This is a genomic window from Streptomyces sp. NPDC048560 (genome assembly GCF_040650955.1).
GTDB lineage: Bacteria > Actinomycetota > Actinomycetes > Streptomycetales > Streptomycetaceae > Streptomyces.
In genome coordinates this window covers 151,940-178,929 of record NZ_JBEZIJ010000014.1, presented here as the reverse complement: position 1 = coordinate 178,929, position 26,990 = coordinate 151,940, and the positions used below count along the sequence as shown (strand labels likewise).

Here is a 26,990-nt window from a genome sequence, read left to right as displayed (position 1 = left end):
AGATCGTTGCAGCATCCACCAACACAGGAGTCGCAGGAGTAACTTAGGTCACTCTCCGCGTGTCCATGCCAGGAAGCGGCTGAACATGCCCCCCTTGTGCTGCGGAGCCGCGGGGGCCGTCGGCCGTGACGACCGGGCGGCGGAACGCTGGTCGCCGGACGCGGGCTGCTGGTGCGCCTGGGCCTGCGGCTGGGCGGTCTCGGCGGCCGCCGCCACCGCCCTCGGGGTGAAGCGGACCGGAAGGGTCACCAGCGAGCGGCTCCACGGAGTCGGCGCCCAGGCGAGCGTCTTGAACGGAACGCGCATCTCGACGTCGGGCAGCCGGTTCAGGAGCGTCTCCACCGCTGTGACCGCGATCATGAACGCGGGGTCCTTGGCGGGGCACGCGTGCGGGCCGGCGCCGAAGGCGAGGTGAGCCTTGGCGCTGAGCTGCTGACGGTGCTCCGTCAGCTTCGGGTCGGTGTTCGCCGCCGCGAAGGAGACCAGCACCGGGTCGTTGGCCCGGAGCAGCCTGCCACCCAGCTCGACGTCATGAGTCGGGTAGTGGGCCGCGTAGTTGGCGATCGGCGCGTAGTTCCACAGCGTCTGGGCGATGGCGTCCTCGACCGGCAGTCCGCTCTGCCACTCCTCGCCCAGGTACAGCGCGCTGCTGGTCCCGATGGCGGCGGTCAGCGGCGCGGTGCCACCGGAGAGCAGGGTGACCAGCTGGTGCAGCACCTCCTCGTCGCTCAGCTGGGCCGAGTGCTCCATCAGGCGGGTCGTCAGGTCCGCCGCCGGACGTCGTCGCTTGAGAGCGATCAGTTCGGCGAGCGCACCCCCCAGTACCTCGTCGGAACCGGGAGTGCCCTCGAAGATGCCGCTGATCCCGGCGATCACCCGGTCACCGATCTCGGGCGGGCAGCCGAACAGGTCGCTGAAGACCAGCAGCGGCAGCGGCTGGGCGTACTCGGCCATCAGCTCCGCCTGGCCGCGCGGCTCCGAACTGAAGCGGCTGATCAGGTAGTCGGCGGACTGCTGCGTCTGCCTGATGAGCTGGAGCTCGTTGACCGTGGCGAGGCTGTCCGTGACCGCCTGGCGCAGACGGGCATGTGCCGCGCCGTCACTGAACAGCGCGTTGGGGCGGTAGCTCATCATCGGCAGCGCCGGACTGTCCGGCGGGACGAGCCCGGCGTTCAGCGCGTTCCAGCGCCGCGAGTCGCGGACGAAGGACGCCGGGTTCTGCAGGACGTACAGAGCGGCGTCGTAGCTGGTGATCAGCTCCACCGGGACGTCCGGGGCGATGTCCACGGGCGCGCTCGGGCCGGAGCCACGCAGATGCGCGTAGTGGCCGTCGGGGTCGGCTCCGAACGCGGGGCCGTACAGCTGGACGTTCCCGTGCGCGGGGCATCCGGGGGGTATCTCCTGCGCTTCGAACGGCTGTTGCATACCGGCGCTCTCCTAGCCGAGTTGGGACATGAGATGAGTGACGAGGGTGATGAGCGCCTGCGCCGAGGTGTTCTCGTCGCGCACGTCGCACTTCACGACGGGGGTGGCGTCCGTCAGGTTCAGCGCCTCGCGGACTTCGTCGAGCGGGTAGTCCGTGGTGCCCTCGAAGTGGTTGACACCGATGGCGTACGTCAGGCCGAAGCTCTCGACCAGGTCCAGGACGGGGAAGGACTCGTGCAGCCGCTCGGGGTCGACGAGGATCAGTGCGCCGAGAGCGCCCCGGGACAGCTCCTCCCACATCTCCTTGAAACGCTCCTGACCGGGCGTTCCGAAGAGATAGAGGACCAGCGTGTCACTGAGGGTGAGCCGGCCGAAGTCCATGGCCACCGTGGTGGTCTTCTTGTGAGGCGTGCCCGACAGGTCGTCGAAACCCTCGCTGGCCTCCGTGATCTCCTCTTCGGTCCGCAGAGGCTCGATCTCGGAGAGACTTCCGATGCAGGTGGTCTTCCCGACCCCGAAGTGCCCCACTATGAGGATCTTCACCGCATGGGAGACGTCTGGATCCAGGTACACGCTTTACGCTCCGAATCGATTCTTCAGGCCTTCGAGCACGGCGCTGACCAGTTCTCTGTCGACACGCTCGGCGCGCGGTATCGGCCTCCTCACGAGAATGAGGCTGTCCTCCTCCAACTGCGCGAGCAGGATGCGCACGATGCCCAGCGGCAGGTGCGTGTGGCCGGCCACCTCGGCCACGGAGAGGAAGCCGTCGGCGACCAGATCCATGACCTGACCCGCTTCCGGCGAGAGCGTGCGCGCCGCCGCCGAGGCGTCCTGTGCCGCCATGACGAGCGTGGTGTGCTCGTACTCGTGGTCGGGGGGCAGGGCCCGTCCGTTCGTGATGACGAACAGAGGGACTAACGGGGACGTGAGTTCCAGTTCCTGCTCGGGTTCGTCAGGCATGGCCTGCCCCCTCTGCTCGTACTGCCGATGCGGTCAGCTTCGGAATCACTTCGTGCAGGCGCGTGGTGAACTCCTCGATGTCGCAGTCGTGCTCGGCGGCGGCCGCGAGGAACGCCCCGGTGCCCGCCGCGATCAGGAAGATCCAGCCGTGCTGGAACTCGATGACCGTCTGGCGCCACTCGGCGCTCTCCAGCACACCCGCGAACTGCGAGGTGACCCTGCTGTACGCGTGGATACCCGTCATCGCTGCGGAGATCGTGTCCGCCAGGTCCCGGTTCAGCCCGCTGGTCGCGCCGCGCGGCAGACCGTCGGCCCCCAGCAGTACGGCGTGACGTGCGCCCCGCACGTCGGCGATCACCTGGTCGAGGTCGGCGAGCACGAACCCGGAGGAGCCTGAGCCCTCACGCCGGGGGGCGCCGGAGCCCCCCGTGCCGGCGTCGTCCTCGGCGTTCACGCGCGGCGGCGAGGTGAGGTTGTTGCCCAGCCGGGCGACGAGGCGGTGCATACGGAAGGAGATCTGCTGCATGTCCACATCGGGCGCGGCGGCGGCGGCCAGATAGGCACCCTGCCCCGCTCCGATCAGGAAGCTCCACCCGTGGGAGAACTCGATGATCGTCTGGTTCCACTGCCGGTCCTCCTCGGGCCCGGCGAAGTGCGCCGTGGCCCGGCTGAGCGACTGCATCCCGGCCATGGCGGCGGAGATCGTACGCACCTCCTTCTCGGCGAGGCCCTCCGTGGCCCCACGAGGAAGGCCGTCGGCGGACAGCAGGACGGCGTGCCGTGCCCGGGGCACGTTGTGCACGATGTCCTCGAGCATCCACGACAGGTCGGCGGTCATGCGTCTTCGGACCCTTCGAACGACGTGGCATCAAGGTTGCGGCCGGAAAGGGTGCCGCGCTGGAAGGCGCCCAGGCTGCGTCCGGAGGCGCGGCCCGTGCCCTCGGCCGTCCGGGGCGCCGCAGGGGTGGTCTCGGGGTCGGGCACGCTCGCGATGGGTGCCTGACGGGCTCCGCGCTTGGGCAGGCCGTGCGTCGTGCGCGTCGGTGCGGTCTGGGGCCGCCCCTCGGCACGCCGGATGCTGCTGACCGGGGCCTCCTGGGCCGGCGGCGTCTCCTCCATGGTCCACAGCTCCTCGGGAAGCAGGACGACGGCACGGACGCCGCCGTACCGGGAGACTCCGGTGACATCCACCTTGAAGCCGTACTGACGCGCGATCAGTCCGATCACCGGGAAACCGAACTTCGGCTGGTTGCCGAGCTGCGACAGCCGAGGGACCACGTCGCCCGACAGCAACTCGGTCGCGCGCTGCCGGTCCTCGTCGCTCATGCTGACACCGGCGTCGTCGATGACGATGCACAGGTTGTTCTGGACCCGCTGGAACGTCACCTCGATCGGTGCGTCCTGCTGCGAGAAGCTGGCAGCGTTGTCGAGCAGTTCGGCCACCGCGAGGGCCACGGGTGCGACCGCGGACGCCTTCAGCGCGAGACCGGTCTGCTGCATGATGGCGACCCGGTTGAAGTTGCGTATCTGCCCCTGGGCGCTGCGCACCACGTCGTACACGCTGGCGGCCCGGTTGCGGCGGCCGAGGGGCGCACCGCACATGACCGCGATGCCCTGCGCCTTACGCGCCATCTGGGCGTTGGCGTGGTTGACCTCCAGCAGGTCGCTGAGTACCGCGTGGCCGCCGTACTTGCGCTGGATGCCGTCCAGGAGGGTCGTCTGCTCCGCCGCGAGACTCTGCAGGAAGCTGGCGGCACCCTTGAGGACCGCCTTGGTGTTCTCCTCGGCCGCTTCCTTGGCCTCGCGGAGGGTTCCGTCCTGCTCGCTACGGAACCTCTGCAATTCCGCTCGCGAGAGATGCAGTTGACTGTCCGATATATGGAGCCTGCTCCTCAGCTCCGCCTCGTTCTGTTGCTTCTTCGCCCCTAGAGCTCGGTTGCGGGCGGCGAGTGCCACGACCGCGACGACGGCTGTCGCCGCCACCGCGACCAAGCACCACACAAGTGCATCTCGAATCATGGAAACCTTTCCCGGGCGCATGGCAGGCGGACGGCGACGGATACACCTCGCGAGGATCAGGGATCCAGCCGCTCGGCACTGCTCACCCGCTGGTGCGGAAAGCAGGCCGCCGATCGCGAATCAGCATCTGGACCCAGTGGATCAAGATCACAGATGTGCGGATGCTATCACCGGAATCGTTCCTTCAATCGAGCCGGCTCCCGGTCCCTATACCGGTCAACACGCCTTGTATACAAGGGCGTTGAGCAGATTCTTCGCCCCTGGGGCGGCCCGGTCCGCGCGCCGTCGGTGTCGGGGCCCGCAGTGTCGCGGGCAGGCCTTCACAAGAGGAGTGACAATCTCTCACATGCGTGTGCGGCGCCGACAACCGGTGTCTCCCGCATTCGCCACCAGGCGTGTGTGTCGGCCCCTCCGTCGGTGGCCGTCCTGATGCGTATGAGTCATGCTTGGGGGGCAGTTGACCTCGTTACCACGTCACCGGGCCGACAACGCGCTCGGCGGCATCGTGGCGAAAAGCTCGACGTTCAACCCGGCGGCACCTTCGGCGTGACGACCTTCGCCGAGGTCGACCCCGGGGGCAACATCTGCGAAGAGACCGCCGACTGCGCCGTAGGGACGTGCCGACCACTTCGACCGGAACGACCGCAAGAACGACGTCTTCGTCGCGGACGCCTTCCAGTAGTTCTCGAGAAGTTCACGTCTGCCTCGCCTGCCGGAGCGGGCGCCCGGATCCATGTCATGGCCGTGGCCGTGGCCGTGGCCGCGGCGGCGATCGGACTCCTGGGCGCCGGCTGGTCCGTGCTGCGCCGCGTGCGCAGGGCGAGCGCCCCACCTGCGTAGGAGAGGCCAGGCGGGCACGCGCGGTGGCGGCTCCCGGTCGAGGGACGCCACCGCGCGGGGCGCCCGGAGCGGCCCGACCCGGCGGACGCGGCAGCCGGTGGGGGAGCGTTCCGCGCTAAGCTGCAAGCGCCCCGCGGGGGAAGTCCGGTCGAAGTCCGGCGCTGACCCGCAACGGTAGGCGGAGCCCTCACAGGGTTCCGTAAGCCCGATTTCCCGCGGTGGTGATGGCTCCTGTCAATTCGCCGTGGACTGCGAGGGGTGCTGCACAGGGGCCCCGAGTCCCGGGCTGCTCCTTTGAATACGTAGGCGCACGGCCCGAGGCGAAAGAGATCCGCCCGTGGCCACATCGCTCGAACGCATACCGGCCGTGCCGCCGCGCGCCGCCCTGACCGGCGCCGGGCCCACGCCTCCCAAGCGGGTGTCACTGCCGCTGCTCCTGACCCTCCTGGGCGTCGCACTCCCCGTCTCCCTCGCCATGGGCGCCGGAACCGGGGCGTCGGGGCTCTCCTGGGGAGAGGTCGTGCACCATCTCTGGGCCGGACTGACCGGCGGGCCCATCGCCGCCGACGAGGTCCCGGCCTACACCATCGTCTGGGAACTGCGCTTCCCACGAGCCGTCCTGGCCGCGATCGTCGGTGCGGGCCTCTCGGCCATCGGCGTCGCCGTGCAGGCCATGGTCCGCAACGCGCTCGCCGACCCGTTCGTCCTCGGCATCTCATCCGGCGCGGCCGTCGGCGCCAACGCCGTACTCATCTTCGGGGCGTTCGGCGCCTTCGGGATCTGGGCCCTGTCCTCGGCCGCCTTCGTCTCCGCCCTCCTCGCCATGGTGCTCGTGTACGCGATCGCCCGCACCGATCGCGGCCTCACCCCGCTGCGGCTCGTCCTGACGGGCACCGCGATGTACTACGGCTTCTCGGCCGTCACCACGTTCATGGTGTTCGCCGCCGAGCGCGGCGAGGCTGCCCGCTCCGCGATGATGTGGCTGCTCGGCAGTCTCGGCGGAGCGACCTGGGCCTCCGTGCCGATCGCCGCGGCGGCCGTACTCGCCGGCCTCGCCCACCTCGCGTGGTCGGCCCGCCGCCTGAACGCCCTCGCCATGGGCGACGAGACCGCGGCCGCCCTGGGCGTGGACGCGGGAAGGCTCCGCAAGGAGCTGTTCCTCGTCTCCGCCGCCGTCACGGGGGCGGTCGTCGCGGTGAGCGGTGCGATCGGCTTCGTCGGACTGATGGTCCCGCACGCCGCACGGATGCTGGTCGGCGCCGACCACCGCAGACTCCTGGCCGTCGCGCCGCTCGCGGGCGCCGTCCTGCTGATCTGGGTCGACATCCTCTCCCGGGTGGTCCTCGCACCTGCCGAACTGCCCGTGGGGGTACTGACCGCCGTCATCGGCGTGCCGTGCTTCGTCCTGCTCATGCGCCGCCGCTCCTACACGTTCGGGGGCGCGTGATGCGGATCGACATCGATGAACTCACGGTGGAGATCTCCGGCGCACGACTCGTGGACGACGTCACGCTGCGAGCGGGCGAGAGTCAGGTCGTCGGCCTCGTGGGGCCCAACGGCAGTGGGAAGTCCACGCTGTTGCGGTGCGTCTACCGGGCCCTGCGCCCCACCGCCGGCACGGTCCGGCTCGGGGGCGAGGACCTGGACTCGATGAGTGCGCGCGAGAGCGCCCGCCGGCTCGCCGCGCTTCCCCAGGAGGCGGTCACCGAATTCGACTTCACGGTCGCAGAGGTCGTGGCGATGGGACGGCTCCCGCACCAGCGGTCCATGGCCCGGACCACCGACGAGGACCGGCGTACCTGCGAGGCGGCACTGGCGGGCGTCGGTGCCGCACACCTCGCCGATCGCGGCTTCCTCACCCTCTCCGGCGGTGAGAAGCAGCGCGTGCTGATCGCCCGCGCTCTCGCCCAGCAGCCCCAGGTGCTGGTCCTGGACGAGCCCACCAACCACCTGGACATCGCACAGCAGCTGGAGGTGCTGGCACTGGTACGCCGGAGCGGACTGACCGTTCTCACCGCCCTGCACGACCTCAACCTCGCCGCGCTCCACTGCGACGTCCTCCACGTCATCGACCGCGGCCGGATCGTCGCTTCCGGCGCTCCGCACGACGTCCTCACACCCGAGTTGCTGGCCGAGGTGTTCGGCGTACGGGCGCACCGCGTGCCGCACCCGGAGACCGGCGCCCTGCAGCTGCTCTTCGACCGTCTCCTCACCGCGTAACCCATGTCCCTAGGAGCACCCGCCACCATGCAGAACTCCGTACGTCCCGCAGCTCTCGTGCTCGCCGCCGCTCTGGCCCTCACCGGCTGCGGAGCGGAGGTCGAATCGCCGGGCGACCGGAAGGGCGGCTCCCGAGCCGCCGGCAGCCACTACCCGGTGACCGTGGAGAACTGCGGTGAGAGGAAGACCTACGACAAGGCCCCGCAACGCGTGGTCACCAACGACGTCGGTATCACCGAGATCATGTTCGCGCTCGGCCTTGAGGACCACATGGCGGGATACGTCATGCCCGACGACAAGGGCGACCTCACCGGAGTTCCCTGGAAGGACGGCTACGAGAAGACCGAGTGGCTCTCCAAGGAGACGATCAACAAGGAGCTCGTGCTCGACGCCCGCGCCGACCTGGTCTTCGCGGGCTGGAACTACGGGTTCAACGAGGGGGAGGGGTTCACGCCCGCCGAGCTGCGGCGCGTGGGGATCGACTCCTACCTGCTCAGCGAGTCGTGCCGCAACGGGCAGGGCAAGGCGCGCGGGGTGATGGCACCGCTCGACGCGCTCTACACCGACCTGCGCAACCTGGGGCGGATCTTCGACGTCGAGGACCGGGCCGACAGGCTCATCGCGTCGTTCCGCCAGGAGGTCGCCGACGTGCGGGCGAAGGCGGCGAAGGGTGCCGACCGCCCGCGTGTCTTCCTCTACGACGACGGCCGCGACAAGCCGTTCACCTCGGGTGTGTACGCCGGACCGCACGACATCATCACCAAGGCGGGCGGTGACCACATCATGAAGGACCTCAAGGACAGCTGGACGACGGTCGGCTGGGAGACGGTGATCGACCGCGACCCCGAGGTCATCGTGATCAACAACTACGGGGACACCAGCTCCGACCAGAAGCGGAAGTTCCTGAAGTCCTACAAGCCGCTCGCCGACGTCTCGGCGGTCAGGAACGACCGGATCGTCGTCCTCGACTATGTGGACCTGGTGGAGAGTCCGCGCAACCCGGCGGCCATCAGCTCTCTCGCCGCGGAACTGAGGGACCTCACCTCCTGACCCCCGGGCCGCGCCCCCCGGACCCGGGAGGGCGTGGCCGGTGACGTCCGCCCACCGGCGTCGGGACGCCGGTGGGCGGACGGGGTGTCAGGCGCTGATGTCGTAGAGGACGAACGTCTCCCACGCACCGGTGATGTCGGCGGAGCGGGCCCGCAGTACGTACTGCAGGGAGCCCGTGTAGCTGTTCTCCATGGTGACGAAGAGCCCGTTCAGCGTGGACCGCAGCGCATAGTGGTCCAGCTCCGCGTTGTGGTACATCTCGAACCGCTCCCAGCCGCCCGCACTGGCGGAGCGGGCCCGCAGCACGTTCTGGGCGCTGCCCGTGAAGTTCTTCTCGACCGCCACGTAGAGGTTGTTCGCCAGGGACTTCAGGGCGTACGTCTCGGTGGTCGCGTCCCACTCGAAGGCGAAGCCCTCCCAGGCGCCGCCGTACGCGGCGGAACGCGCGCGCAGCGCACCGGTGTTCGGGGCGGCGTAATTGAGCTCCGTCGCGGTGAACTTCCCGTTGCGGACCGACTGCACGGCCAGCAGCTCGGGCTCGTCGGCCGAGGCGGATAGCGCTTCACCGGTGGCGGACGGCGCCCGCAGGGACTCCGCCTCCCCGGTGATCCGAGCCAGTTCGGCGCCGTCCACCGCCTCCCACCCGCTGGGCACGGCAGCGGGCCGGTCGGCCTGCGGCGCGGCTCCCGCCACGGGGGCGCCCAGCGCGGCCGCCGCCAGCACGGCACTCAGGGAAAGAAGGACGGAGGTTATGCGTCGCACAGGTATTCCTTGCCTTTCGTCAACGGATTTCGGGAGCAGCGAGATACCGGAGTCCGCAAACGGACGCCGGTCGCCTCTCAGGAATTCGTGACACAGAAGAACCGGCGGATCCACGCACGTGGGGAACCTGTTCTTCCCGCACGGCGACGCCGTCCCTGAATTCCCCCACCCCCCGAAACTGCGGTCGGCGCCCCTCCCTGGGCGCGTCGGCAGTTGCTGCGCCACTCGGCGAAGCAGACTCAGCCTAACGGCTGGAACGTTATGTTCGGCGATTGATCGGCGACATTCCGGAGAGCCCGGGAAATAGTTGTTCCGCATTCTTTCTTCCGCGGCATTCCGTTAAGGCAGGCGAAACTCGGTGTTCGCACGGGAGCCGGTGGAGGCCGCCGTACGGAAAGCGCCGCCACCCGCGGCCGGGTGGGCCGTTCCGGCCGCGGGTGGCGGGACCGGAGACGCGACACGCCTTCGGGGGCGGGCAAGCCGTCGGTCGCGGGGGGCGGCGGCACACTGGCGGTCAGACGAGGGGCTGGGCCCCGATCCCCGTACCGAAGGAGTCCGTTGTGGCACTGACCCGTGAAGAGCGCGAACAATTCCTCGCCGAGCCCCACGTGGGCGCCATCGCCGTGACGACCCAGGACAGTGACCGGGCTCCGCTGAGCGTGCCGGTCTGGTACCAGTACGCACCGGGCGGCGACATCCTGGTCCTGACCGGCCGCACCTCGCGCAAGGCCGACCTGATCGGCGCGGCGGGCCGGTTCTCGCTGCTCGTCGACCGGGTGGAGCCGACGATCCGTTACGTGTCCGTCGAGGGGCCCGTCACCGAGACCCGTGCCGCCACGCGCGGCGACCTGGAGGAGATGGCGGCGCGCTACCTGCCGCCCGAGAAGGTCGCCGGCTACGTCGGCTTCGCCTGGGAGAACCACGGTGAGCAGGTGGTGATCCGGATGCGGCCCCAGCGCTGGGTCAGTTCGGACCTCGGCCGCATCTGAGCCCGGATCCGGTGCCCAGGGATGGCGTGGGGCACCGGATGCGCGGTCCCGAGGAGCGCGCGCCGGGGCTCAGGCGGACATGACCCGCAGCACGAGTGCGGCGACCGCCAGCAGTGCGAGCACCACCGGCGGCGCGATCTCGAAGTCCTTCGCGCGGATGTGCGTGATGACCGCGCCGACGAAGTAGAGGGCGACGCCGACGGCGGCAGCCGATCCGATCGCCGGCACCGCGAGGCCCACCACCAGTCCGACGGCGCCCGCGGCCTTGAGCGCGCCGAGCCCGTTGAGCCAGGACTCGGGCACGTGCACCTTGGCCATCGAGGCGGTGACGGCCTCGTTGCGGGTGAAGGTCAGCGTGGCCGAGGCGCTGAGGGCGAGAGCGAGAAGGATGCCGACTATCGCGTAGGCGACGAACATGGTTACCTCAAGGTCTTCAATGATGGATGGGAGAATATCGTTGAAGGCTATCAATGATTTACCAGGGTTCACAATAGAGGCCCTGTTACGGTATGGGTATGGCAGCTCAGGGCAGGGTCACCCAGCGATCGGCGGGCTCCTCCGCACCCCCCGGTGACCCGGGCGGCCGCCTGGGGTTCCTGCTCGCCTACAACGGGGCCATCACCGACACGCTCATCCGCAAGGCCCTCGCCGTGGCGGGGCTCACGCCCCGCCACGTGATGACCCTTCTCCAGCTCGCCGACGGGCCGGTCACGCAGAAGGCGCTCATCGAGAAGCTCGAAGTGGACCCCAGCGTGCTCGTCGCCCTGCTGAACGACCTGGAGGGTGAGGACCTGGTACGCCGCAGGCGTGACCCCGCCGACCGGAGGCGGCACATCGTCGAGATCACTCCGGAGGGGTCCTGCCGCCTGGGCGCGTCTGACGTCGCGCTGGACGCGGTGGAGCGAGCGCTCTTCGCGGACCTGTCCGAAGGTGAACTCGCCGCCCTGCGGGGACTGCTCGGCAAGCTGCGTATCTCCCCGGAGGACTTCAGCTGCGGGGAGTGAGGCCCTCGGGGTCGCGCCGGAGTGGTGCTGGTCCGTACCAAACCCTTGACAGGGTTATCGCTCACTCCTTAAATCACGTAGTGAACTAAGCGCCCTCCAAGGCGGGTTCGCATCATGACATGACATATGCATGACAGTACGCCCCTTTCCCCCACCACGTTCCACGAAGGGACAGTCATGGATACCCCGCGCTTACACCGGCGTCTGCTGGTGTCGCTCGTCTCGGTCCTCGCCCTCGCGTCCCTCTCCACCGGACTGGCACAGGGTGCGCCCCCGCCGGTGACCGAACCCTCCGCCCGCACCGCCGCTGCGGCCGCCGTCACTTTCTCCGACAACTTCGACGGGCCCGCCGGAGCCGCCGTCGACGGCGGGAAGTGGCAGATCGAGACAGGCGACAACGTCTCCAACCACGAGCGGCAGTTCTACACGGCCGGCAACCGCAACGCCGCCCTCGACGGGCAGGGCAATCTGGTCATCACCGCCCGCCGGGAGAATCCGGAGAACTATCAGTGCTGGTACGGCCGTTGCGAGTACACCTCCGCCCGGCTGAACACCTCCGGCAAATTCACCACGACGTACGGACGCGTCGAGGCCCGGATGAAGATCCCGCGCGGACAGGGCATCTGGCCGGCGTTCTGGATGCTGGGCAGCGACATCGGGCAGGTGGGCTGGCCGAACTCCGGTGAGATCGACATCATGGAGAACGTCGGCTTCGAGCCGTCCACCGTGCACGGCACGCTCCACGGCCCCGGCTACTCGGGGTCGGGCGGCATCGGCGCCGGCTACACCCTGCCCAACGGCCAGGCGTTCGCCGACGCCTTCCACACCTTCAGCGTCGACTGGAGCCCGAACGCCATCACCTGGTCCGTCGACGGCACCGTCTACCAACGACGCACCCCCGCCGACCTCGGCGGACGGCAGTGGGTCTTCGACAAGCCGTTCTTCCTGATCCTCAACCTGGCGGTGGGCGGCTACTGGCCCGGTGACCCCGACGGCAGTACGGTCCTTCCGCAGCGGCTCCTGGTCGACTACGTCCGGGTGAGCACCGACACCGCCCAGCCCGGTGGCAGCGGTCCCATCACGGGCATCGGCGGCAAGTGCGTCGACGTGGCCGGCGCCAACAGCGCCAACGGCACCGCCGTCCAGCTCTACGACTGCAACGGCACCGCCGCGCAGCAGTGGACCGTCGGCGCCGACGGTACGATCCGGGCGCTCGGCAAGTGCCTCGACGTGGCATCGGGAGGTACGGCCGACGGGACGCGCACCCAGCTCTGGGAGTGCAACGGCAGCGCCGCCCAGCAATGGGCCGTGCCCGCGGCCCGGGACATCGTCAACCCCCAGGCGAACAAGTGCCTCGACGCCACCGGTGGCAGCTCCGCGAACGGCACCCGGCTCCAGATCTGGACCTGCACCGGCGTCGCCGCCCAGAAGTGGACGGTGACCCGCTGATCACGCGGCCCGTGCGCGGGCCGCGGTCCCGGATCTCCTGCCGGACCGACGCCGGGCGGGCCATGGTCTGCGGCCATGGCCCGCCCGTGCGGCATCAGAGCACGGACGCCAGGGACGTCAGTGCGGCCAGGGGGTCGCCACCGACGGGAGCGAGGACCGAGTGGGTCACGCCGGCTTCCCTGAGCGCGTCGAGCCGCGCCCGTACCTGCTCCGGCGTCCCCGCCAGGGCCAGTTCCGCCACCCACGCCTCGGGCATCCGACGGGCGAACTCGGTCCGGGTGGCGCACTGGGACCGCAGCTCCCTGAACGCCTCGGCGAACGGCAGGGGGGCGATGTGGGCGTGCCAGTCGGGATCGCCGATCCATTCGAGTGCCGGGCGCGCGGCGGCGACGGCCACCGCGGGATCGGCGTCGACGGAGGCGACGTTGTAGGCCACGATGCGGTGCGGCCGGTGCGGGGCGATGTGGCCTATGGCCTCCCGGACGTACGCGGGCGCCACCGGTTCGGCCAGGACGGTGCCGTCGGCGACCCGGCCCGAAACGGCCAGTGACTTCGGCCCCCGGACGCCCGCGAGCACATCGGGAACCGAGGACGGGAGGGCCGAGGGTTCCAGGCCCACGCCGTCCAGGCGGACGTAACGGCCGTCGCTCCGTACGTTCTCGCCCCGCAGGAGCTGCCGGACAGCGGTGACGTACTCCTCCAGCAACGTCAGGGGACTCGCGGGCCAGGCATCGACGCTGCGCATCCAGTCCGGCATACCGTGGCCCACTCCGACGTCGAGCCTGCCGGGGAAGAGCTGGGCCAGGGTGGCGATCTCCATGGCGGCGAAGCCCGGATTGCGGCTTCCCACGGGCAGGAGGCCGATGCCGACCCGGATACGCCCGGTGCCGGCCAGTACGGCCGCGGCCTGGGCGATGCCTCCCCGGTAGCCCAGGTCCTCCACCACCCACAGATCGTGGAAGCCGAGCTCCTCGGCCCTGCGGGCGAAGGGCATGAAGTCGTGCGAGGGCAGATCGCGCGGCAGCATGACGCCGACGGACGGGGAAGGGCTGTTCATGGCGAACTCCTAGAAATGCGGCGGCGGGTGAGCGCCAAGGTGTCGTGGCGAAAGCCTCGCAGATCATGGACGTCACGGGCCTGGAAAAAGGTGAGGCCCGAATCGCCGACGATCCGGGCCTCACAGGCGCGTGGGGGGTCGCAAGCCATGTGCGCTTCGTCCCTCCCAACGCCGTACCGGCGCGTTGGGTTACGACCGTCACGGGCTGAATGCGCCCGGCGTGCGCCTGCGGTCCCCACGGTCCCGTCACTGCCGGCTGTCCGTCATCGGCCCGCGGCGGTACGGGCAGGGACCGGGCGGCCGGGGACCGAGTGGTGTGCCCGTCCCCGGCCCACGCCCGCACCACCGGTGGCGGCCCGATCCCGGATCAGTCGGTGTCGCGCGGGTCGAACGACGTGGTGTCGGTCGTCAGCGGCTCGGGGAACGCACCGGCGACGGCATCCCACCCGGTGAACTTGAAGTTGGTGCCCTCCCTGTCCCCGTCCGCCGGAGCGGCCTCACCGTCATGGGTGATCAGCAGGCCCTTCGGGAAGGTCCGCCCCAGGGGCACGTTGACGACGGTGGAACCGTCGGAGTGCTGCACACCGTCGGTCGCGGGGCCGTCGGCGACGGTGAAGGAACCGAGGTAGTCGTTGCCGCCCTCCCGGTCGTACACGGCGAACGCGTTGTCCCCCTGGCTGGAGGCGAGCACGTATCCGGCACCGTCGGCCGCGTGGTAGACGGTGACACCCTCGGCGTCCGCGCTCAGGTTCTCACCACCGAAACCGGGGTCGTTCAGGGTGTCGAGGACGCACTCCTCCTCGGCGGCGTCGTACGTCCAGGGAATCCCGTACTCGCGGACGCGGTCCATCACCTCGGGAGTCGCGAACTCCTCGTCGTCGAGCTCGATGCGCCACAGACCCACGGCCTCCTGGGCGGCGTAGAGGACGTGCTCCTCCTGGTCGACGGCCATGCCCTCGACCTGGGGGCGCTCACCCGGGTCCGCGCACGGGGTCCAGTCGGTGCCGTCGGGCATCCTGAAGGTGCCGGGGAGGTCGAGGGTGTCCTCGATCGTGTAACCCACCCGGCCGCCGACGTCCTTCAGTTCGAGCAGCCGGAGCCGGCTCTCCTCGCGCTGCGACACCACGGCGTAGGCGTTGTCGTCGTCACTGAAGGCGGCGAGGCCGTAGGACGTGCGCTGGTCGTCGACCTCCGACTCGCTCGCGGCGAAGACCGGCTTCACGCCCGCGGCGGTCACGTCCCTCAGCGGCGCCCTTCCCGCAGCGACGGCCGCGGGGTCGATCACGTAGGCCCGCATCCGGTCGCGGCCCCGGTCGCTCACGAGCGCCAGGTCCCGCTTCCTGCCGTCCAGTTCGAAGCCGTAGACGATGTCGACGTTGTTGAACCGGCCGGGGGCGGCATCCTCGCCGGGCGCGGCGGGAGCGGCGACGTGCTGGAGCCTCCTGCCGTCGAGGCCGTACACGTCGAGCCCGGCTTCCTTGAGGGTCCCGATCACGATGCTGCGCCCCGGATGGTCAGGGTCGACCCAGACGGCGGGGTCGTCGGCATCGGCGCTGCCGCCGGCCTCGTCGTCGTACACGGCGGGCGTCTCCGCGCGCGCGACGACGGGAACCGGGCCGGTCACGGAAGCTCCGGTGACCATCATGAGGGAGGCGGCCAAAGCTGTCAGAGCGAAAGCGCTCACGGTACTCCTCAGTAGCGTTGCGGACCTGCGAGACGCTATGGGCGGCCGGTGTGGACAGCGGAACGTCCGGGTGAATCCCGGATGACCCCATCGGCTCCCGATGTTCAGACAGCAGAGACGCGAGGCCCTCGACGCAGCCGGCGCGGCCCTGGGGAGGGCAGGCGCACGGCGTGGCCGACCGGACCGCCGTCAGCGCAGCGCTTCGGGCAGTTCCTCCCTGTGGACGATGCCCAGCCGCTGCGTGGCACGGGTCAGCGCCACGTACAGGTCGCTGGTCCCGAACATGGCGGGCTCCACGACGAGCACGTGGTCGAACTCCAGCCCCTTGGCCTGGCGGGGATCGAGCAGTACGACGACCCGGGTGAGATCGGGCTCGGCACCTGCCGTCACCCCGTCCAGCCGAGCCGCGACCTCCTCGTGCAGCGCCGCGGGAGCGATCACCGCGAGGCGCCCCTCATCGGGCGTCAGCTCGGCGACCGCGCGCGCCACGGTGCCGGCCAGATCGTCCCCGGCGTCGCGCGTCCACGGCACCTCGCCGGTGGACCGCACCGAACCCGGAGGTTCGAAGGAAGGGTCGTCGGCGCGCAGGACACGGGCCGCCAGCTCCATGATCTCGGCGGGCGTACGGTAGTTGACGTCGAGCCGCACATGATCGAAGCGGTCACCGACGTACGGCTCCAGGATCCGCTCCCACGATCCGACACCGGCCTCCTCCGAGGTCTGCGCGGGATCGCCCACCAGGGTCAGCGAGCGCGTCGGCGACCGGCGCATGAGCAGCCGCCACGCCATGGGGGACAGCTCCTGCGCCTCGTCGACGATGATGTGCCCGAACGCCCAGGTCCGGTCGGCGGCTGCCCGCTCGGCCGCACTGCGGTGGTCGTCCTCCTCGTGCCGGTCCGCCATCCGTTCGGCGTCGATGATGTCGTGGGCGGCGAGTCGCTCGGACTCCTCGTCCTCGAACTCGTACGTCTCCGAGCCCCGCGACAGCTCCAGCACGCCCTGCGCGTAGGCGATCCGCTCCTGGCGCACGGCCTCGGCGGCGGCCCGCTCGGCACTGTCGTCGTTCCCGAGGAGTTCCGCGGCCTCGTCAAGCAGCGGGACGTCGGCGGGCGTCCACGATGCCTTGCCTGGCGTACGCCGGAGGGCTTCCGCGTCCGCGTCCGAGAGGTACACGGGCTGGGCCAGATAGTCGGTGAGGAAGCCTTCCGGGGTGAGCGGCGGCCACAGCTCGTCGATGGCCTGGTGCACCTCCTTGCTGACCGCGACGGCCTTGCCGAGCTGGGCGATGTCGTCGGGGCCGAGGAAGTTGGGGCCGCCGTAAGGGTCGGCGCCGATGCGCTCGGTGAGCTGCGCCGTGAGGGCGTCGATGATCCGGAAGGCGAAGTGCGGGCGGGCGAGATTGTGGGGCAGGCGCGTGTCACGGGCCGCCTGCCGTGCCTCGTAGGCGATCTCCCAGTCCAGTACGAGATCCCCGTCGTCGTGCGGGATGACCAGGGGCGCGCCCGGCTCGGGCAGCTGCTGACGGTCGCGTACGGCGAAGGCGAGCGCCTCCACCATGGCCGTACCACCCTTGACCGCGGCGGCGCGGGGCGTGTCCGTGCCCCGGGCGTGCACTCCGGGGAAGAGTTCGCCCTGCGTGGCGAGCAGGACGCCGGTCTCGCCGAGTGCCGGCAGCACCTCGCCGATGTAGCGCAGGAACGCCGGATTGGGGCCCACGATCAGGACGGCACGCTTGGCCAGCAGCTCCCGGTGCTCGTACAGCAGGAAGGCCGCACGGTGCAGGGCCACCGCCGTCTTGCCGGTGCCGGGACCGCCTTCCACGACCAGGACGCCCTGGTGCGGGGCGCGGATGATCCGGTCCTGCTCGGCCTGGATGGTCCGCACGATGTCGCCCATGCGGCCGGTGCGGGCCGAGCTCAGGGCGGCCAGCAGCACCGCGTCACCGCTCGGGTCCTCGAAGCCGGTGCGCTCCTGGTCGCCGAGGTCGAGGATCTCGTCGTGCAGCTCGGTGACGACGCGGCCGTCGGTGGTGAGGTGCCTGCGCCGGCGCAGGCCCATGGGCGTGTGTCCGGTGGCCAGGTAGAAGGGGCGGGCGACCGGCGCACGCCAGTCGATCAGGATCGGTGTGTGGGCGTCATCGGCCTCACGAATTCCGATACGGCCGATGTGGTGCGCGGTGCCGTCGGAGAGATCGATGCGGCCGAAGCACAGCGAGCCGTCCACCGCATTCAGGGCGGCCAGCAGCCCCGACCGTTCGGCGACGAGCACCTCGCGTTCGAGACGGGCCTGCATACCGTTCCCCACGGGCGTCAGCGCGTTCTCGACGTGCTCCGCGGCGACTCCCCGGAGCACGTCGACCCGGTCATAGAGCCGGCCGATGAATTCCTGCTCCTTTTGCAGTTCGGCGCTTTCCCGAGTTGACAACATGGCTCCCTGGCGGATATGGTGTTCCTTAGTGGCCCCGATTTCGGGGCTTTTTCTGTGAGTGCACAGAAAAACTCAATATACCTACGGGAATCCCCGGTCCGCAATTGCAGACCGGGGATTCTTGTCGAGCCCTGCGGGACGGCGGCGGCTCAGCCCACCCTGTCGCCTTCCGCCACGGCCAGCGTCTCCGGATCCGGCAGCGCCAGCAGTTCGGCGATCAGTTCGTGGGACCCGCCGATGTAGGTGCTCGTCAGGTCCACGTCACCGCCCAGGCACCAGGCACGGTCCTGCGGCCACCACAGGTCGGGCAGCTCCGCGAACTCGTCCAGCGACACGGGCGAGATGGCGTCGGACAGCGCGCCGGCGAGCAGTACCTCCTCCCGTCCCGGCGTTTCGAAGGTCGGGACGTGGCCGAACTCCCACCGTCCGTAGCCGTGCCACAGCCCGAACCAGCAGCGCTCGGGCGTGGTGGTGTGCCGGGCCAGGACGGGGATCAGCGCCTCCGCGACGGCGGGCGGGGTCGGCCCTTCCCCCGGATGCTCGTCCCAGAGGCCCGGGAGACCGTACTCGGAGGCGTTGTTGTAGTCCTCGTCCATACCGATCACCTCGTGCCAGCGCGTGCCCGGCGCCAACTCCCGCCCGTACGCGGCAGCCACCGCGGCCCACCGCACCGGTCGCTCGTCGAGGGACGCCGGGTGCAGCACCCGTGCGTAGGACGCGAACCCGGGCGCGGCGACGCCTGCCACCGTCCCGAACCTCCCCCGGCCCGGGGCGCGTTCGGTGAGCCACCGGGCCGGGCCGAGATCCGTGGTCCGCACGTGCAGGCGGCCGTACTGTTCGGGGGCCGGGAGCCGGTCCACCGGGGGATAGTCGTTCATTCCGCCCAGTCTGCACGTGATGGGCGGCACGCGATGAGAGGCCCACACGCGGCGCGCCCCGTCGTGGGTCAGCGCTGGAAAGGCATCGTCCAGCAGTTGGAGCTGACGGCCTTGCCCGAGAGGCGGTCCGTCAGCCAGGAGATCGCCTCGCCCTGGTCGGTGATCAGCGGCACCAGGTGGTTGGTGAGGAGCTTGTCGCCGAGGTTGGGGAGCTCGATGGCGTCGTACGTGACGCTGGCGCCCTTCCGGCACCAGTCCACGGCCAGTTGACGGGCCTGGGCGTGCGGAACGATGTCGTCCTGGACGCCGGTCGCCACGCGTACCGGCCCCATCGGCTTCGATCCGCCGATGCGCTGCCTGTCGAGTGCCGCCTGGGCCCGGGGTTCGGCGGCGATGATGCCGCCGAGCGACGTCCCGCTGGTGGTCCACCTGGTGCTCTTGGTGAAGCCGTAACCGAAGATCGCGTCGCCGACGCACATGGTGGAGGCGTCCTTGAGCGCGGCCCGTCCCGCGGCGTTGATGTTGGCCTCCACGACCTCGCGCAGATCGGGGTCGGCCTGGGCGAAACCGTTGATGGACCAGGCCAGCGCGCCGGCCAGCGCGCTGCCGTCGATCCCCTTCATGACCGACGTCAGGTCCGCGGGCGGCGCACCCGCGTAGGTACCGGCGAGCTTGACGTCGGGTGCGTACGAAGGCTGGAGCTCGGCGGCCGAGGCGCTGGCGCCGCCGCCCTGGCTGTAGCCGTACAGGCCGACGCGCGAGTCGGCGCCGACCGACGCCCCGGGGACCGCGCGCGCGGCGCGGGCCGCGTCCAGCAGGGCGTGGCCCTGATCGAGGCGGTTGACGTAGGTGTGGAGCCGGTCGGTGGTGCCGAGACCCACGTAGTCGGTGACGACCACCGCGGCGCCCGTGGAGAGCAGTCGGTAGATGGCCAGCGCCTCGTAGCCGACGGAGACGGTCTCGCCCGTCAGCCGCAGCGGGTACTGCAGTGACAGGGACGGCGCGCACTGGTCACCCTGGCCCACGGTGCCCGACGCGACGGCCACCAGCGGGCGCGGGCCGGTCCCCTTCCATGCGGCGTGCGGCTCGATGTAGGCACCGGTCACCGCGACGGGCTGTCCGCCCGAATCCGTGGACCTGTACATCATCCGGGTCGCCGTGCCCGGCATCGGGCGGCCGTCGAGGCCGGGAATGGACAGACCGAGCGGGAGTGCCTCGCTCCGGATCAGCGTGCCGTTGGTGGCGGGCAGTTCGGTGGGCGGATTGTAGAAGGTGGGGATGGTGACCCCTCGGGACACCACGGGCTCCGATGCCGCGCCGTCGGCGGACGCGGGTACGGCGTACGTCCCGACGCAGGCCGCGGCGGCGACCGCGACGGCCAGTACGCGCAGGGTGCCCGGGCCCTGCCGGGGGTGGTGACGGTGGGGGGCCGCCGGGAGGCGGTTGTCGAAAGTGGAACGCGAACGGGTGCTCTTGCGGCTCACAGCTCACTCCTCGCTCTGCTCCGATGCAGGTGAACGCAAGCTAGCAACGAAGGCTTACCGAAGGTAACTCGTCGGTAAGTTACGCTCTGGTAACTATCTGCCCCGACCCGTGCCACGCAGGTCAGGGCACCTTCGGCGGAGCGGGAAGCAACCATCACCTTCGGGGGAGCGGGAACCGAACAGCATCGGCCTCAGCCCGTGCCGTCTCGTCCGTCAGGCGCGTAGACCCGCTCGCCGCAGACCGACCTCCGCCAGGGCGGCGATGACCTGTTCGTCGCCGCGCCGCCAGGCCGCCGCGAGGCCGCCGGGAGGCGCGGGCATCGCTGCGAGCTCGCGCTGCGAGTGGCTGGTGAGGACGCGCAGCGCGAGGAGGTCGGCGCCGCCAGGTCCTGCGGCGAGGTGCCGGGTGGCCGTACTGCGGCGGATCCAGCGCAGCCGCGGGGGCAGCCACAGCAGCAGCACGAACACCGTCGGGATGACGATCAGGGCGACCGCGGTCAGTGTCGCCACGTGTTCCACCGCGTCCTGGAGCGAGCGACCCGCGTCGGCCAGCCCGGTGCCGGCGTCGGCGGCGGACGTGAGCGGCTTCTTCAACTGGTCTCCGACGAACGGCACCTTCGAGGCGGCGTCGCCCGCGTCGTCGAGCCCGTCGGACAGGCCGGTTCCCGCGCTCTCCGCCTCCCGGCCCGGCTCGGCCAGCAGCATGATCGCGTCGCGCACGGCCAGGGCGAGCCTCACTGCGGCGTAGATCAGGACCACCGCGACCAGGTCCGCGAGAACCTGGCGGGTCCGACGTGCCGGGGTCTGGGCGTAGAGGCGCATGAGCGTGCTCCTTCTCCGGTAGGGCATCGACGGTCGGCCCTGCCCGTACAACTACCCCGATGGGGAGGCGGCATCTGGTGGGCGGGCCGCCGTGTCGTCCACGATCGGCCCATCGGCCCCCTGTGCCTCAGGAGGGGCGGCTGCTCGGCGCGAGGGCGTCGCGTACGGCCCAGCTGCCCGCCGTTCCCGCGCCCCACGCCGAAGGCCGCGACCTCGACGCCGCCCTCGGTCAGGGCAGGGCAGTCCGTATTCCCGGGCGATCACCGCGCCATGGGTCGTCAGCCCGCCCACTTCCGTCACCAGGGCCGTGACTCCGACGAACAGCGGGGTCCAGCTGGGATCCGTGAAGGTCGTGACGCTCGACGTGCCGCGCGACCGGGCGCCGATTCTCCGGGGCGAGCAGGCGAGGGCCCTCAACGGGCTCCGGACCCTGGCCGAACGGGCTCGGCGGAGCGGCAACACGGCCCTGGCTGCGGAGAACTGGTGGCTCGTCGCCCCATCCCTGGCGAAGTGACCGCAGCCGGCGTCGCCGCTGCGTCCAGCACGCACCCCGCTCGCTCGTCGCCCGTCCCGCGCCGGCCCGGCGGTCGGGCGGCCTGGCGTGGTGGCGATCGCAAAGGCCCTTTCCACCTGCTCACTTCGCCGGGTACGGTCTCGATCACGTTCCCGGTGCCGGGAGCCCAGGCGTTCAGCGCGCGGCCATCCCGGCAGTTCCCTCTTGGAGAGTAGGTTTCGTCAATGGCCTGTCGTATCAGTGAACTCGTGCTCGGCTGCCGCGAACCTGAGGTACTGGCGCGGTTCTGGTGCGAGGTCCTGGACTTCGTGGTGCTCGATCGCGAAGGGGACGACTGCTTCGAGATCGGGCCGCGAGAAGGGTTCGGCGGTGCCCAGCCGACGATCATCCTCAGCCGCAGGGACGAGCCCGAGCCGGGCAAGACCCGGCTGCACATCGACGTCAACCCCACCGACCGCGATCAGGACGCCGAGCTGGAGCGCCTCCTGAAGCTCGGGGCGCGCCCGGCCGACATCGGCCAGACGGGCGAGGAGCAGTGGCACGTTCTCGCCGACCCCGAGGGCAACGAGTTCTGCCTGCTCAAGGCCCGCCTCAACCCGCTCTGACGGATCGGTGTCCCGGCCACGTCCCAGGGCCTCCGGCCCATGCCGCCCGCACCGTTGCGCGGGCGGCATCGGCCGCGGAGCCGTGGGACGGGACCGCCGCCGGCGTTCAGCCGCTCCCGCGCTTGGCCACCGGCCGGACGGAACCCGAGTCCACGTGAAGCACGGAGTTCGGGCGTTCCGACAGCGCGGCGAGGTGCCGTAGCTGTCGTCGTGCGCCCGCCAGGGGTCACGGGGACAGCCCTTAGGCTGCCAGTCGGAACCGACCCGACCCAGGAGCGCACACCATGTCCGACCCCGTGCAGAAGTACCCGTTCCCCGACGCCGTCCGAGCGGACGAATCCCCTGCGCCCCACCCGCTGCTCGCGCCGGTGCTCGGGCTCCTCGGTTCCTGGGCGGGCCGGGGCCGGGGTCATTACCCCACGCTCGACGCGGAGTTCGCGTACGCACAGGAGGTCACCTTCAGCCACGACGGCCGGCCCTTCCTCCACTACGAGGCGCGCGCCTGGCTGCTCGACGACGACGACGCCCCGCTGCGGCCGTCGGCCAGGGAGAGCGGCTGGTGGCGTATGCAGCCCGACGGACACGTCGAGGCCCTGATCACCCAGCCGACCGGCATCGCGGAGATCTTGACCGGCCGTGCGGGCGGCGGCTCGGTCGATCTCGCCACGCGGCAGGTGGCCCGTACACCCACCGCCAAGGAGGTCGACGCGACGCGGCGCCGTTACACCCTCACGGACGACGCCACGCTCGACTTCGTTCACGACCTCGCGGCGGTCGGTCAGCCCCTTCAGCACCACCTCTCGGCGCGACTCCTGCGTGCGGGCGGCAACTGACCGCCCTCGTGCGGCCGATGGCCGGGCGGGGCGCGCGGGGGAGCCCTGGCAGCGCGTCAGCCGCTCGGCCCGGCAGGTGAATTTCCGGCCTCGTTCAGCCGGCGCTCCCGGCGCCGTCGCGGGCGAGGGCGGCGAGCCGGGCGTCCGCACGCTCGGGAGCGTACAGCTGGTCGACGACCATGATGGCGGCGCCGAGCAGGGCCGCGTGCTCCCCGAGGGCGGAAACGGTCACCGAGAGATGGGCGGTGGTCCGGGGAAGTGCCCGCTGGTACAGGAGTTCCCTGACCCCGGTGAGAAACGGTGTTCCGGCTAGATCTCCGGCGAGCACCAGGACACCCGGGTTGAGCAGCGTGACCACCGTGACCAGGACCTCTCCGATGCGCTGTCCTGCCTCGCGGGCGAACCGTACGGCGTCGGGCTGACCCGCCGCCAGATGGTTCCGTACGTCGGACCCCGACGCGGTGGGGACCCCTGCCTCCGTCAGCCGCTGCGCGATGGAGCGGCCGCTGGCCACCGCGGCCAGACAACCGTATGCGCCGCACATGCAGAGGGCGTCGGGGCGGTCGTGCAGGCGGATGTGGCCGATGTCGCCTGCCCCGCCGTCGATCCCGCGGTAGACCTCACCGCCCACCACGACTCCGGCGCCGATGCCGGTCGACGCCTTGACCAGCACGAACGCTCCGCAGTCCGGGTGGTTCACGCGCTGCTCGGCCAGTGCCATCAGATTGGCGTCGTTGTCGAGGAGTACCGGGAGCGGATCGCCCGAGGGCAGTGGAGCGATGTGTTCGGCGAACGCCGCACGCATCCGCTCGGGTACGGGGAACCGGTCCCAGCCGGGCATGATCGGCGGCTGCACGATCCGCGCGGACTCCTGGTCGACCGGCCCGGGGACGGAGAGGCCGATTCCGCACACCCTGCCCGGCCGCGCGCCCGCCTGGTCTAGGAGCGGCCCGAACCAGCGTGCCAGCCGGTCCAGGACCAGATCGGGGCCGTCCGATATCACCAGCTCGCCCGTACGTTCGGCGAGGACGGTGCCGGCGAGGTCGAGGACGGCGGCGCGGCCGTGGCGCGTCTCCAGGTCGGCCACGAGCACGACGGCGTGCGTCGGGTCGAACTCCAGCCGGGAGGAAGGCCGCCCCCCGGTGGACGTGCCGGCCGACCCCCGGAGCCAGCCGGCGCCGAAGAGCTGGTCCAGCCGATGCCCGACGGTCGACCGGGAAAGCCCCGTCGCCTGCTGCAACTCGCCTCGGGTGGTGGCCTCCCCGCTGCGGACCAGCCGCAGCAGGTGTCCCGCACTCGCCCGGTTTCCTGCCATCCGCGCTGTCCTCGTTCCCGTCGTTCCCGCGAGCCTCGGCCCCTGTCCGCGCCGCTGGTCGGCCCACGGTTCGGCGGGGGTTCGGCTGTGAGGAACAGGAGTACCACGGGGCTGGTGAGAACCACGGAACCGGCCGTCGGAACGGGTCTTGGACCCCTTTGGGCCGTTGGAGGGCCAGAGGGGCGTGTTAGGCATTTCACTCCGACTTTTGCTTGATGGTGAGACATAACTATGGGATAACTTCAACGTAAGTCTGCAAGCAGGGCGCCTTCCGGCGTAGTCGGCCCAGGCCGGGCCGGCCTCCTGCAGGGGAACGATCCCGCGAGTGACGCGCGCAGGGGACGCCGGAGCCCGGCTGCGCCGCGCCGCCCCCGCCACGAGCACCCGACAGCGCCGCGCGCCGGTGCGAAAGGCATCCATGGAGAAGACCGCTCGCCCGGAACGACCGCGCCCCGGCGCATCGCTCCAGGAGACCTGGGTGTGCGCCCAGGACTCCGGCCACGACGCGACAGCGACGCACTCCACAGATGACCTCCGGCTCCCGATTCCCAAAGCCCGGGTGGAAGCCGACGTGCGCGGGCCGGGTACGGAGGTTCCGGACCCGGCACCCCGCCTGGCTCCGCCGGCGCCCGCCGTCGCGCACGACCCGGCGCTCTCGCGCGGCGCCGCGCGAGTCCTGCACGCCAACTGGACGGGCGCCTCCACCGTCCCCTCCCGCGGGCTGTACCCCCACCAGTGGAGCTGGGACTCCGCGTTCATCGCGATCGGCCTGCGCCATCTGTCCCCGCGCCGCGCGCAGCGCGAACTGGAGACGCTGCTCGGTGCGCAGTGGGCGGACGGACGGGTTCCGCACATCGTCTTCAACCCGGCGGTCCCGCTCGGTGCCTACTTTCCGAGCCCCGACTTCTGGCGATCCTCACGGGCCGGTGCGGCGGCAGGAGCACCCACGGGCATCGAGACGTCCGGGATCGTGCAGCCCCCCGTCCACGCGCTCGCCGCCTGGCTCGTCCACCTGGCCGACCCGGAAGCGTCGCGACGCCGGCGTTTCCTGCCCCGGGTGTACGAAGCCCTGAAGGCCTGGCACGACTACCTCACCGGCCCCCGCGACCTGGGCGGCGGCGGTCTGGCCGCGATCCTGCACCCCTGGGAGCCCGGCATGGACAACAGCCCGTGCTGGGACGGACCCCTGCGGCGCGTCGAACCGGCCGTGCCCGGCTCCTACCGGCGGGCCGACCTGGACCACGGCACCGCTGCGGAACGGCCCACCGATCTGGACTACGGGCGGTACGTGCGCCTCGCCGCCGACTACCGCGACAGCGGATACGCGGACGCGGGCACCCGCCACGCCTTCGCCGTCGAGGACCCCGGTGTCAACGCGCTCCTGATCGTCTCCGAGCACGCGCTCGCGCGCATCGCCGCCGAGACCGGGGCCGACCCCGCCCCGCACGAGGAGCGGGCAGCGCGGCTCACCGCCGCCCTGGTGGAGCGGCTCTGGTCACCCGATGACGGCATGTTCCTCGGCCGCGACCTTGTGGGCGGCGAGCTGATCGCCGGACGAAGCGTCGCCGGCCTCCTGCCGCTCATCGTGCCCGGGCTGCCGCAGGACCTCGTCGACGCACTGGTCCGCACGGCCGAGGGCCCCGCTTTCCGGCTCGGCCGGATCCCGATGGTCCCCTCGTACGACCTCATGGCGCCGGCCTTCGACGCGTCCCGCTACTGGCGCGGGCCCGCCTGGTTCAACACCGGCTGGCTGCTGGAGCGCGGCCTGCGCGGGCACGGACGGACCGGCGCGGCGGACCGGCTTCGTACGTCGATGCTCACCGCCGCCGGGGCCTGCGGCTTCGCGGAGTACGTGGACCCGTTCACCGGCGAGGCCCGCGGCACCCGGGACTTCGCGTGGACGGCCGCCCTCACCCTGGACCTGCTGGCGCGCGACCCGGCGGAGGAGGGCACGAACCGCCCCGCCGGTGCCCTGGCCGCAGCCGTCGGCTGACCCGCGCGCCGCGCTGCCCGGCACGCGCGCACCGCCGCCGGACGCGGCTCAGGACGAGGGATCGCGTGTGATGAGCAGATCGCGTACGCGGTCCACCAGCCCCGCACCCGGGGCGAGCAGCTTGTTCGCGGGTGGAGCGTCCGGCATCGAGGGGTGCGGCCAGGTGGGCGCCGTCTCCTTGGCGCGGCGCACCAACTGCCCCAGCGTGTCGAGCTCTTCGGGCGAGCACGACGCCGTGAGCTTCGGGAACAGCTCGGCCTCCTCCTCACGTACGTGCGCGGCCACCTCGAACTTGAGCTTCGCGACGAGGTCGTTGAAATCCGGGTCTTCGGCGTCCCGCGCCTCCAGGGCCTTGAGCATCCCCTCGATCGTGCCGTGGTCGGCGATCTCCTTGTCCGCCAGCTCGTCACCGTCGGCGACGCTCCGGCGTACGGCCGGGTACAGGTGCGCCTCCTCGGACACCGAATGCCGTACGAGCTCCGAGGTCAGCTGGTCCACCAGCGTCCGCCGCTCCGGATGGCCCACCGGCTGAGCCTCGATCCGCGCGAACAGCTCCTCGACCTCACGATGGTCGGCAGTGAGCTCCGCGATCACGTTTCCGCCGTGTCCCATGGCCGTTCCCTTCCTCGGGTTCCGTCGCCCCGTACCGCGGGGTGTGGA

Annotated in this window: 25 protein-coding genes, 1 pseudogene and 1 riboswitch; of the genes and pseudogenes, 10 read left to right on the top strand and 16 right to left on the bottom strand. The window is 70.9% G+C overall.

The window, feature by feature from the left end; all coding sequences use genetic code 11:
* Positions 1 to 48: 48 nt before the first annotated feature.
* From AB0C82_RS32060 to AB0C82_RS32040, 5 genes are read right to left on the bottom strand one after another with little or no spacing between them, the layout of a single operon-like run.
* Positions 49 to 1,425 (bottom strand): cytochrome P450, encoded by a 1,377-nt coding sequence (locus tag AB0C82_RS32060; protein ID WP_362849010.1) that lies wholly within the window; start codon positions 1,423 to 1,425, stop codon positions 49 to 51.
* Between the two features lie 12 nt (positions 1,426 to 1,437).
* Positions 1,438 to 1,998 carry an ATP/GTP-binding protein gene (locus AB0C82_RS32055; protein ID WP_362849007.1) on the bottom strand — a complete coding sequence of 187 codons (561 nt, stop codon included), beginning with the start codon at positions 1,996 to 1,998 and terminating at the stop codon, positions 1,438 to 1,440.
* Positions 1,999 to 2,001: 3 nt separating this feature from the next.
* Positions 2,002 to 2,385 carry a DUF742 domain-containing protein gene (locus AB0C82_RS32050; RefSeq protein WP_362849004.1) on the bottom strand — a complete coding sequence of 128 codons (384 nt, stop codon included), beginning with the start codon at positions 2,383 to 2,385 and terminating at the stop codon, positions 2,002 to 2,004.
* Complete coding sequence (locus AB0C82_RS32045) at positions 2,378 to 3,223, bottom strand: roadblock/LC7 domain-containing protein (RefSeq protein WP_362849001.1); 846 nt, start codon at positions 3,221 to 3,223, stop codon at positions 2,378 to 2,380. The genes AB0C82_RS32050 and AB0C82_RS32045 overlap by 8 nt, the downstream gene beginning before the upstream one ends.
* Complete coding sequence (locus tag AB0C82_RS32040) at positions 3,220 to 4,404, bottom strand: ATP-binding protein (protein ID WP_362848998.1); 1,185 nt, start codon at positions 4,402 to 4,404, stop codon at positions 3,220 to 3,222. Before AB0C82_RS32040 ends, AB0C82_RS32045 begins: the two co-directional genes overlap by 4 nt.
* Before the next feature lie 949 nt (positions 4,405 to 5,353).
* Positions 5,354 to 5,480, top strand: a riboswitch (cobalamin riboswitch).
* Between the two features lie 101 nt (positions 5,481 to 5,581).
* Here AB0C82_RS32040 and AB0C82_RS32035 point away from each other — a divergent pair.
* The 3 genes from AB0C82_RS32035 to AB0C82_RS32025 are packed head-to-tail and all read left to right on the top strand — an operon-like array spanning position 5,582 to position 8,514.
* Positions 5,582 to 6,691 carry an iron ABC transporter permease gene (locus AB0C82_RS32035; protein WP_362848995.1) on the top strand — a complete coding sequence of 370 codons (1,110 nt, stop codon included), beginning with the start codon at positions 5,582 to 5,584 and terminating at the stop codon, positions 6,689 to 6,691.
* Entirely contained in the window at positions 6,691 to 7,464 is a 774-nt protein-coding gene (locus AB0C82_RS32030) for an ABC transporter ATP-binding protein (RefSeq protein WP_362848992.1), read from the top strand. Before AB0C82_RS32035 ends, AB0C82_RS32030 begins: the two co-directional genes overlap by 1 nt.
* 27 nt (positions 7,465 to 7,491) lie before the next feature.
* Positions 7,492 to 8,514: an ABC transporter substrate-binding protein gene (locus AB0C82_RS32025; RefSeq protein WP_362848990.1), complete on the top strand. Its 1,023-nt coding sequence runs from the start codon at positions 7,492 to 7,494 to the stop codon at positions 8,512 to 8,514.
* Between the two features lie 87 nt (positions 8,515 to 8,601).
* On the opposite strand, the gene AB0C82_RS32020 is transcribed toward AB0C82_RS32025, so the two are convergent.
* Positions 8,602 to 9,267: a hypothetical protein gene (locus AB0C82_RS32020; RefSeq protein WP_362849249.1), complete on the bottom strand. Its 666-nt coding sequence runs from the start codon at positions 9,265 to 9,267 to the stop codon at positions 8,602 to 8,604.
* A 569-nt stretch (positions 9,268 to 9,836) separates the two neighbouring features.
* Between AB0C82_RS32020 and AB0C82_RS32015 the strand changes: the two genes are divergently transcribed.
* Entirely contained in the window at positions 9,837 to 10,265 is a 429-nt protein-coding gene (locus tag AB0C82_RS32015) for a pyridoxamine 5'-phosphate oxidase family protein (RefSeq protein WP_362848987.1), read from the top strand.
* A gap of 69 nt (positions 10,266 to 10,334) precedes the next feature.
* Here AB0C82_RS32015 and AB0C82_RS32010 read toward each other — a convergent pair whose 3' ends face one another.
* A complete protein-coding gene (locus AB0C82_RS32010) occupies positions 10,335 to 10,682 on the bottom strand; it encodes a DoxX family protein (protein ID WP_362848985.1) in 348 nt (115 codons plus the stop codon).
* Between the two features lie 98 nt (positions 10,683 to 10,780).
* Here AB0C82_RS32010 and AB0C82_RS32005 point away from each other — a divergent pair, with 98 nt between their 5' ends.
* Together AB0C82_RS32005 and AB0C82_RS32000 are read left to right on the top strand one after the other, a co-directional pair.
* Positions 10,781 to 11,269 carry a MarR family winged helix-turn-helix transcriptional regulator gene (locus AB0C82_RS32005; protein ID WP_362848982.1) on the top strand — a complete coding sequence of 163 codons (489 nt, stop codon included), beginning with the start codon at positions 10,781 to 10,783 and terminating at the stop codon, positions 11,267 to 11,269.
* A 177-nt stretch (positions 11,270 to 11,446) separates the two neighbouring features.
* Positions 11,447 to 12,718, top strand: a complete 1,272-nt coding sequence (locus AB0C82_RS32000; protein WP_362848979.1) for a family 16 glycosylhydrolase — start codon at positions 11,447 to 11,449, stop codon at positions 12,716 to 12,718.
* Between the two features lie 94 nt (positions 12,719 to 12,812).
* On the opposite strand, the gene AB0C82_RS31995 is transcribed toward AB0C82_RS32000, so the two are convergent.
* The 7 genes and pseudogenes from AB0C82_RS31995 to AB0C82_RS31965 form a co-directional block, all read right to left on the bottom strand.
* Positions 12,813 to 13,775, bottom strand: coding sequence for an LLM class flavin-dependent oxidoreductase (locus AB0C82_RS31995; RefSeq protein WP_362848976.1), 963 nt, complete (start codon positions 13,773 to 13,775; stop codon positions 12,813 to 12,815).
* 367 nt (positions 13,776 to 14,142) lie between these two features.
* Positions 14,143 to 15,459 carry a phytase gene (locus tag AB0C82_RS31990; protein ID WP_362848974.1) on the bottom strand — a complete coding sequence of 439 codons (1,317 nt, stop codon included), beginning with the start codon at positions 15,457 to 15,459 and terminating at the stop codon, positions 14,143 to 14,145.
* A gap of 189 nt (positions 15,460 to 15,648) precedes the next feature.
* Positions 15,649 to 17,859, bottom strand: a complete 2,211-nt coding sequence (locus tag AB0C82_RS31985) for an ATP-binding domain-containing protein (protein WP_362849246.1) — start codon at positions 17,857 to 17,859, stop codon at positions 15,649 to 15,651.
* 176 nt (positions 17,860 to 18,035) lie between these two features.
* Positions 18,036 to 18,764, bottom strand: coding sequence for a hypothetical protein (locus tag AB0C82_RS31980; protein WP_362848971.1), 729 nt, complete (start codon positions 18,762 to 18,764; stop codon positions 18,036 to 18,038).
* A 68-nt stretch (positions 18,765 to 18,832) separates the two neighbouring features.
* On the bottom strand, positions 18,833 to 20,155 hold the full coding sequence (locus AB0C82_RS31975; protein WP_362849243.1) for a lipase family protein: 1,323 nt from the start codon (positions 20,153 to 20,155) through the stop codon (positions 18,833 to 18,835).
* A gap of 306 nt (positions 20,156 to 20,461) precedes the next feature.
* Positions 20,462 to 21,070, bottom strand: coding sequence for a hypothetical protein (locus tag AB0C82_RS31970; RefSeq protein WP_362848969.1), 609 nt, complete (start codon positions 21,068 to 21,070; stop codon positions 20,462 to 20,464).
* Between the two features lie 237 nt (positions 21,071 to 21,307).
* Positions 21,308 to 21,427: pseudogene (locus tag AB0C82_RS31965) on the bottom strand (PEP-utilizing enzyme); the annotation flags it as partial.
* Between AB0C82_RS31965 and AB0C82_RS31960 the strand changes: the two are divergent.
* The 3 genes from AB0C82_RS31960 (at position 21,378) to AB0C82_RS31950 (ending at position 23,022) form a co-directional block, all read left to right on the top strand.
* A complete protein-coding gene (locus AB0C82_RS31960) occupies positions 21,378 to 21,584 on the top strand; it encodes a hypothetical protein (RefSeq protein WP_362849265.1) in 207 nt (68 codons plus the stop codon). The pseudogene AB0C82_RS31965 and the gene AB0C82_RS31960 overlap by 50 nt on opposite strands.
* 224 nt (positions 21,585 to 21,808) lie before the next feature.
* Entirely contained in the window at positions 21,809 to 22,189 is a 381-nt protein-coding gene (locus AB0C82_RS31955; RefSeq protein ID WP_362848967.1) for a VOC family protein, read from the top strand.
* Positions 22,190 to 22,473: 284 nt separating this feature from the next.
* The gene (locus tag AB0C82_RS31950; protein ID WP_362848964.1) at positions 22,474 to 23,022 is read left to right on the top strand and encodes an FABP family protein; all 549 of its coding nucleotides are present in this window, start codon (positions 22,474 to 22,476) and stop codon (positions 23,020 to 23,022) included.
* A gap of 94 nt (positions 23,023 to 23,116) precedes the next feature.
* Here AB0C82_RS31950 and AB0C82_RS31945 read toward each other — a convergent pair whose 3' ends face one another.
* Positions 23,117 to 24,337, bottom strand: a complete 1,221-nt coding sequence (locus AB0C82_RS31945) for an ROK family transcriptional regulator (protein WP_362848962.1) — start codon at positions 24,335 to 24,337, stop codon at positions 23,117 to 23,119.
* A gap of 325 nt (positions 24,338 to 24,662) precedes the next feature.
* On the opposite strand from AB0C82_RS31945, the gene AB0C82_RS31940 reads away from it, so the two are divergent.
* Positions 24,663 to 26,330 carry a hypothetical protein gene (locus AB0C82_RS31940; RefSeq protein WP_362848959.1) on the top strand — a complete coding sequence of 556 codons (1,668 nt, stop codon included), beginning with the start codon at positions 24,663 to 24,665 and terminating at the stop codon, positions 26,328 to 26,330.
* Between the two features lie 48 nt (positions 26,331 to 26,378).
* On the opposite strand, the gene AB0C82_RS31935 is transcribed toward AB0C82_RS31940, so the two are convergent.
* Positions 26,379 to 26,942: a hemerythrin domain-containing protein gene (locus AB0C82_RS31935; protein ID WP_362848957.1), complete on the bottom strand. Its 564-nt coding sequence runs from the start codon at positions 26,940 to 26,942 to the stop codon at positions 26,379 to 26,381.
* Positions 26,943 to 26,990 lie beyond the last annotated feature (48 nt).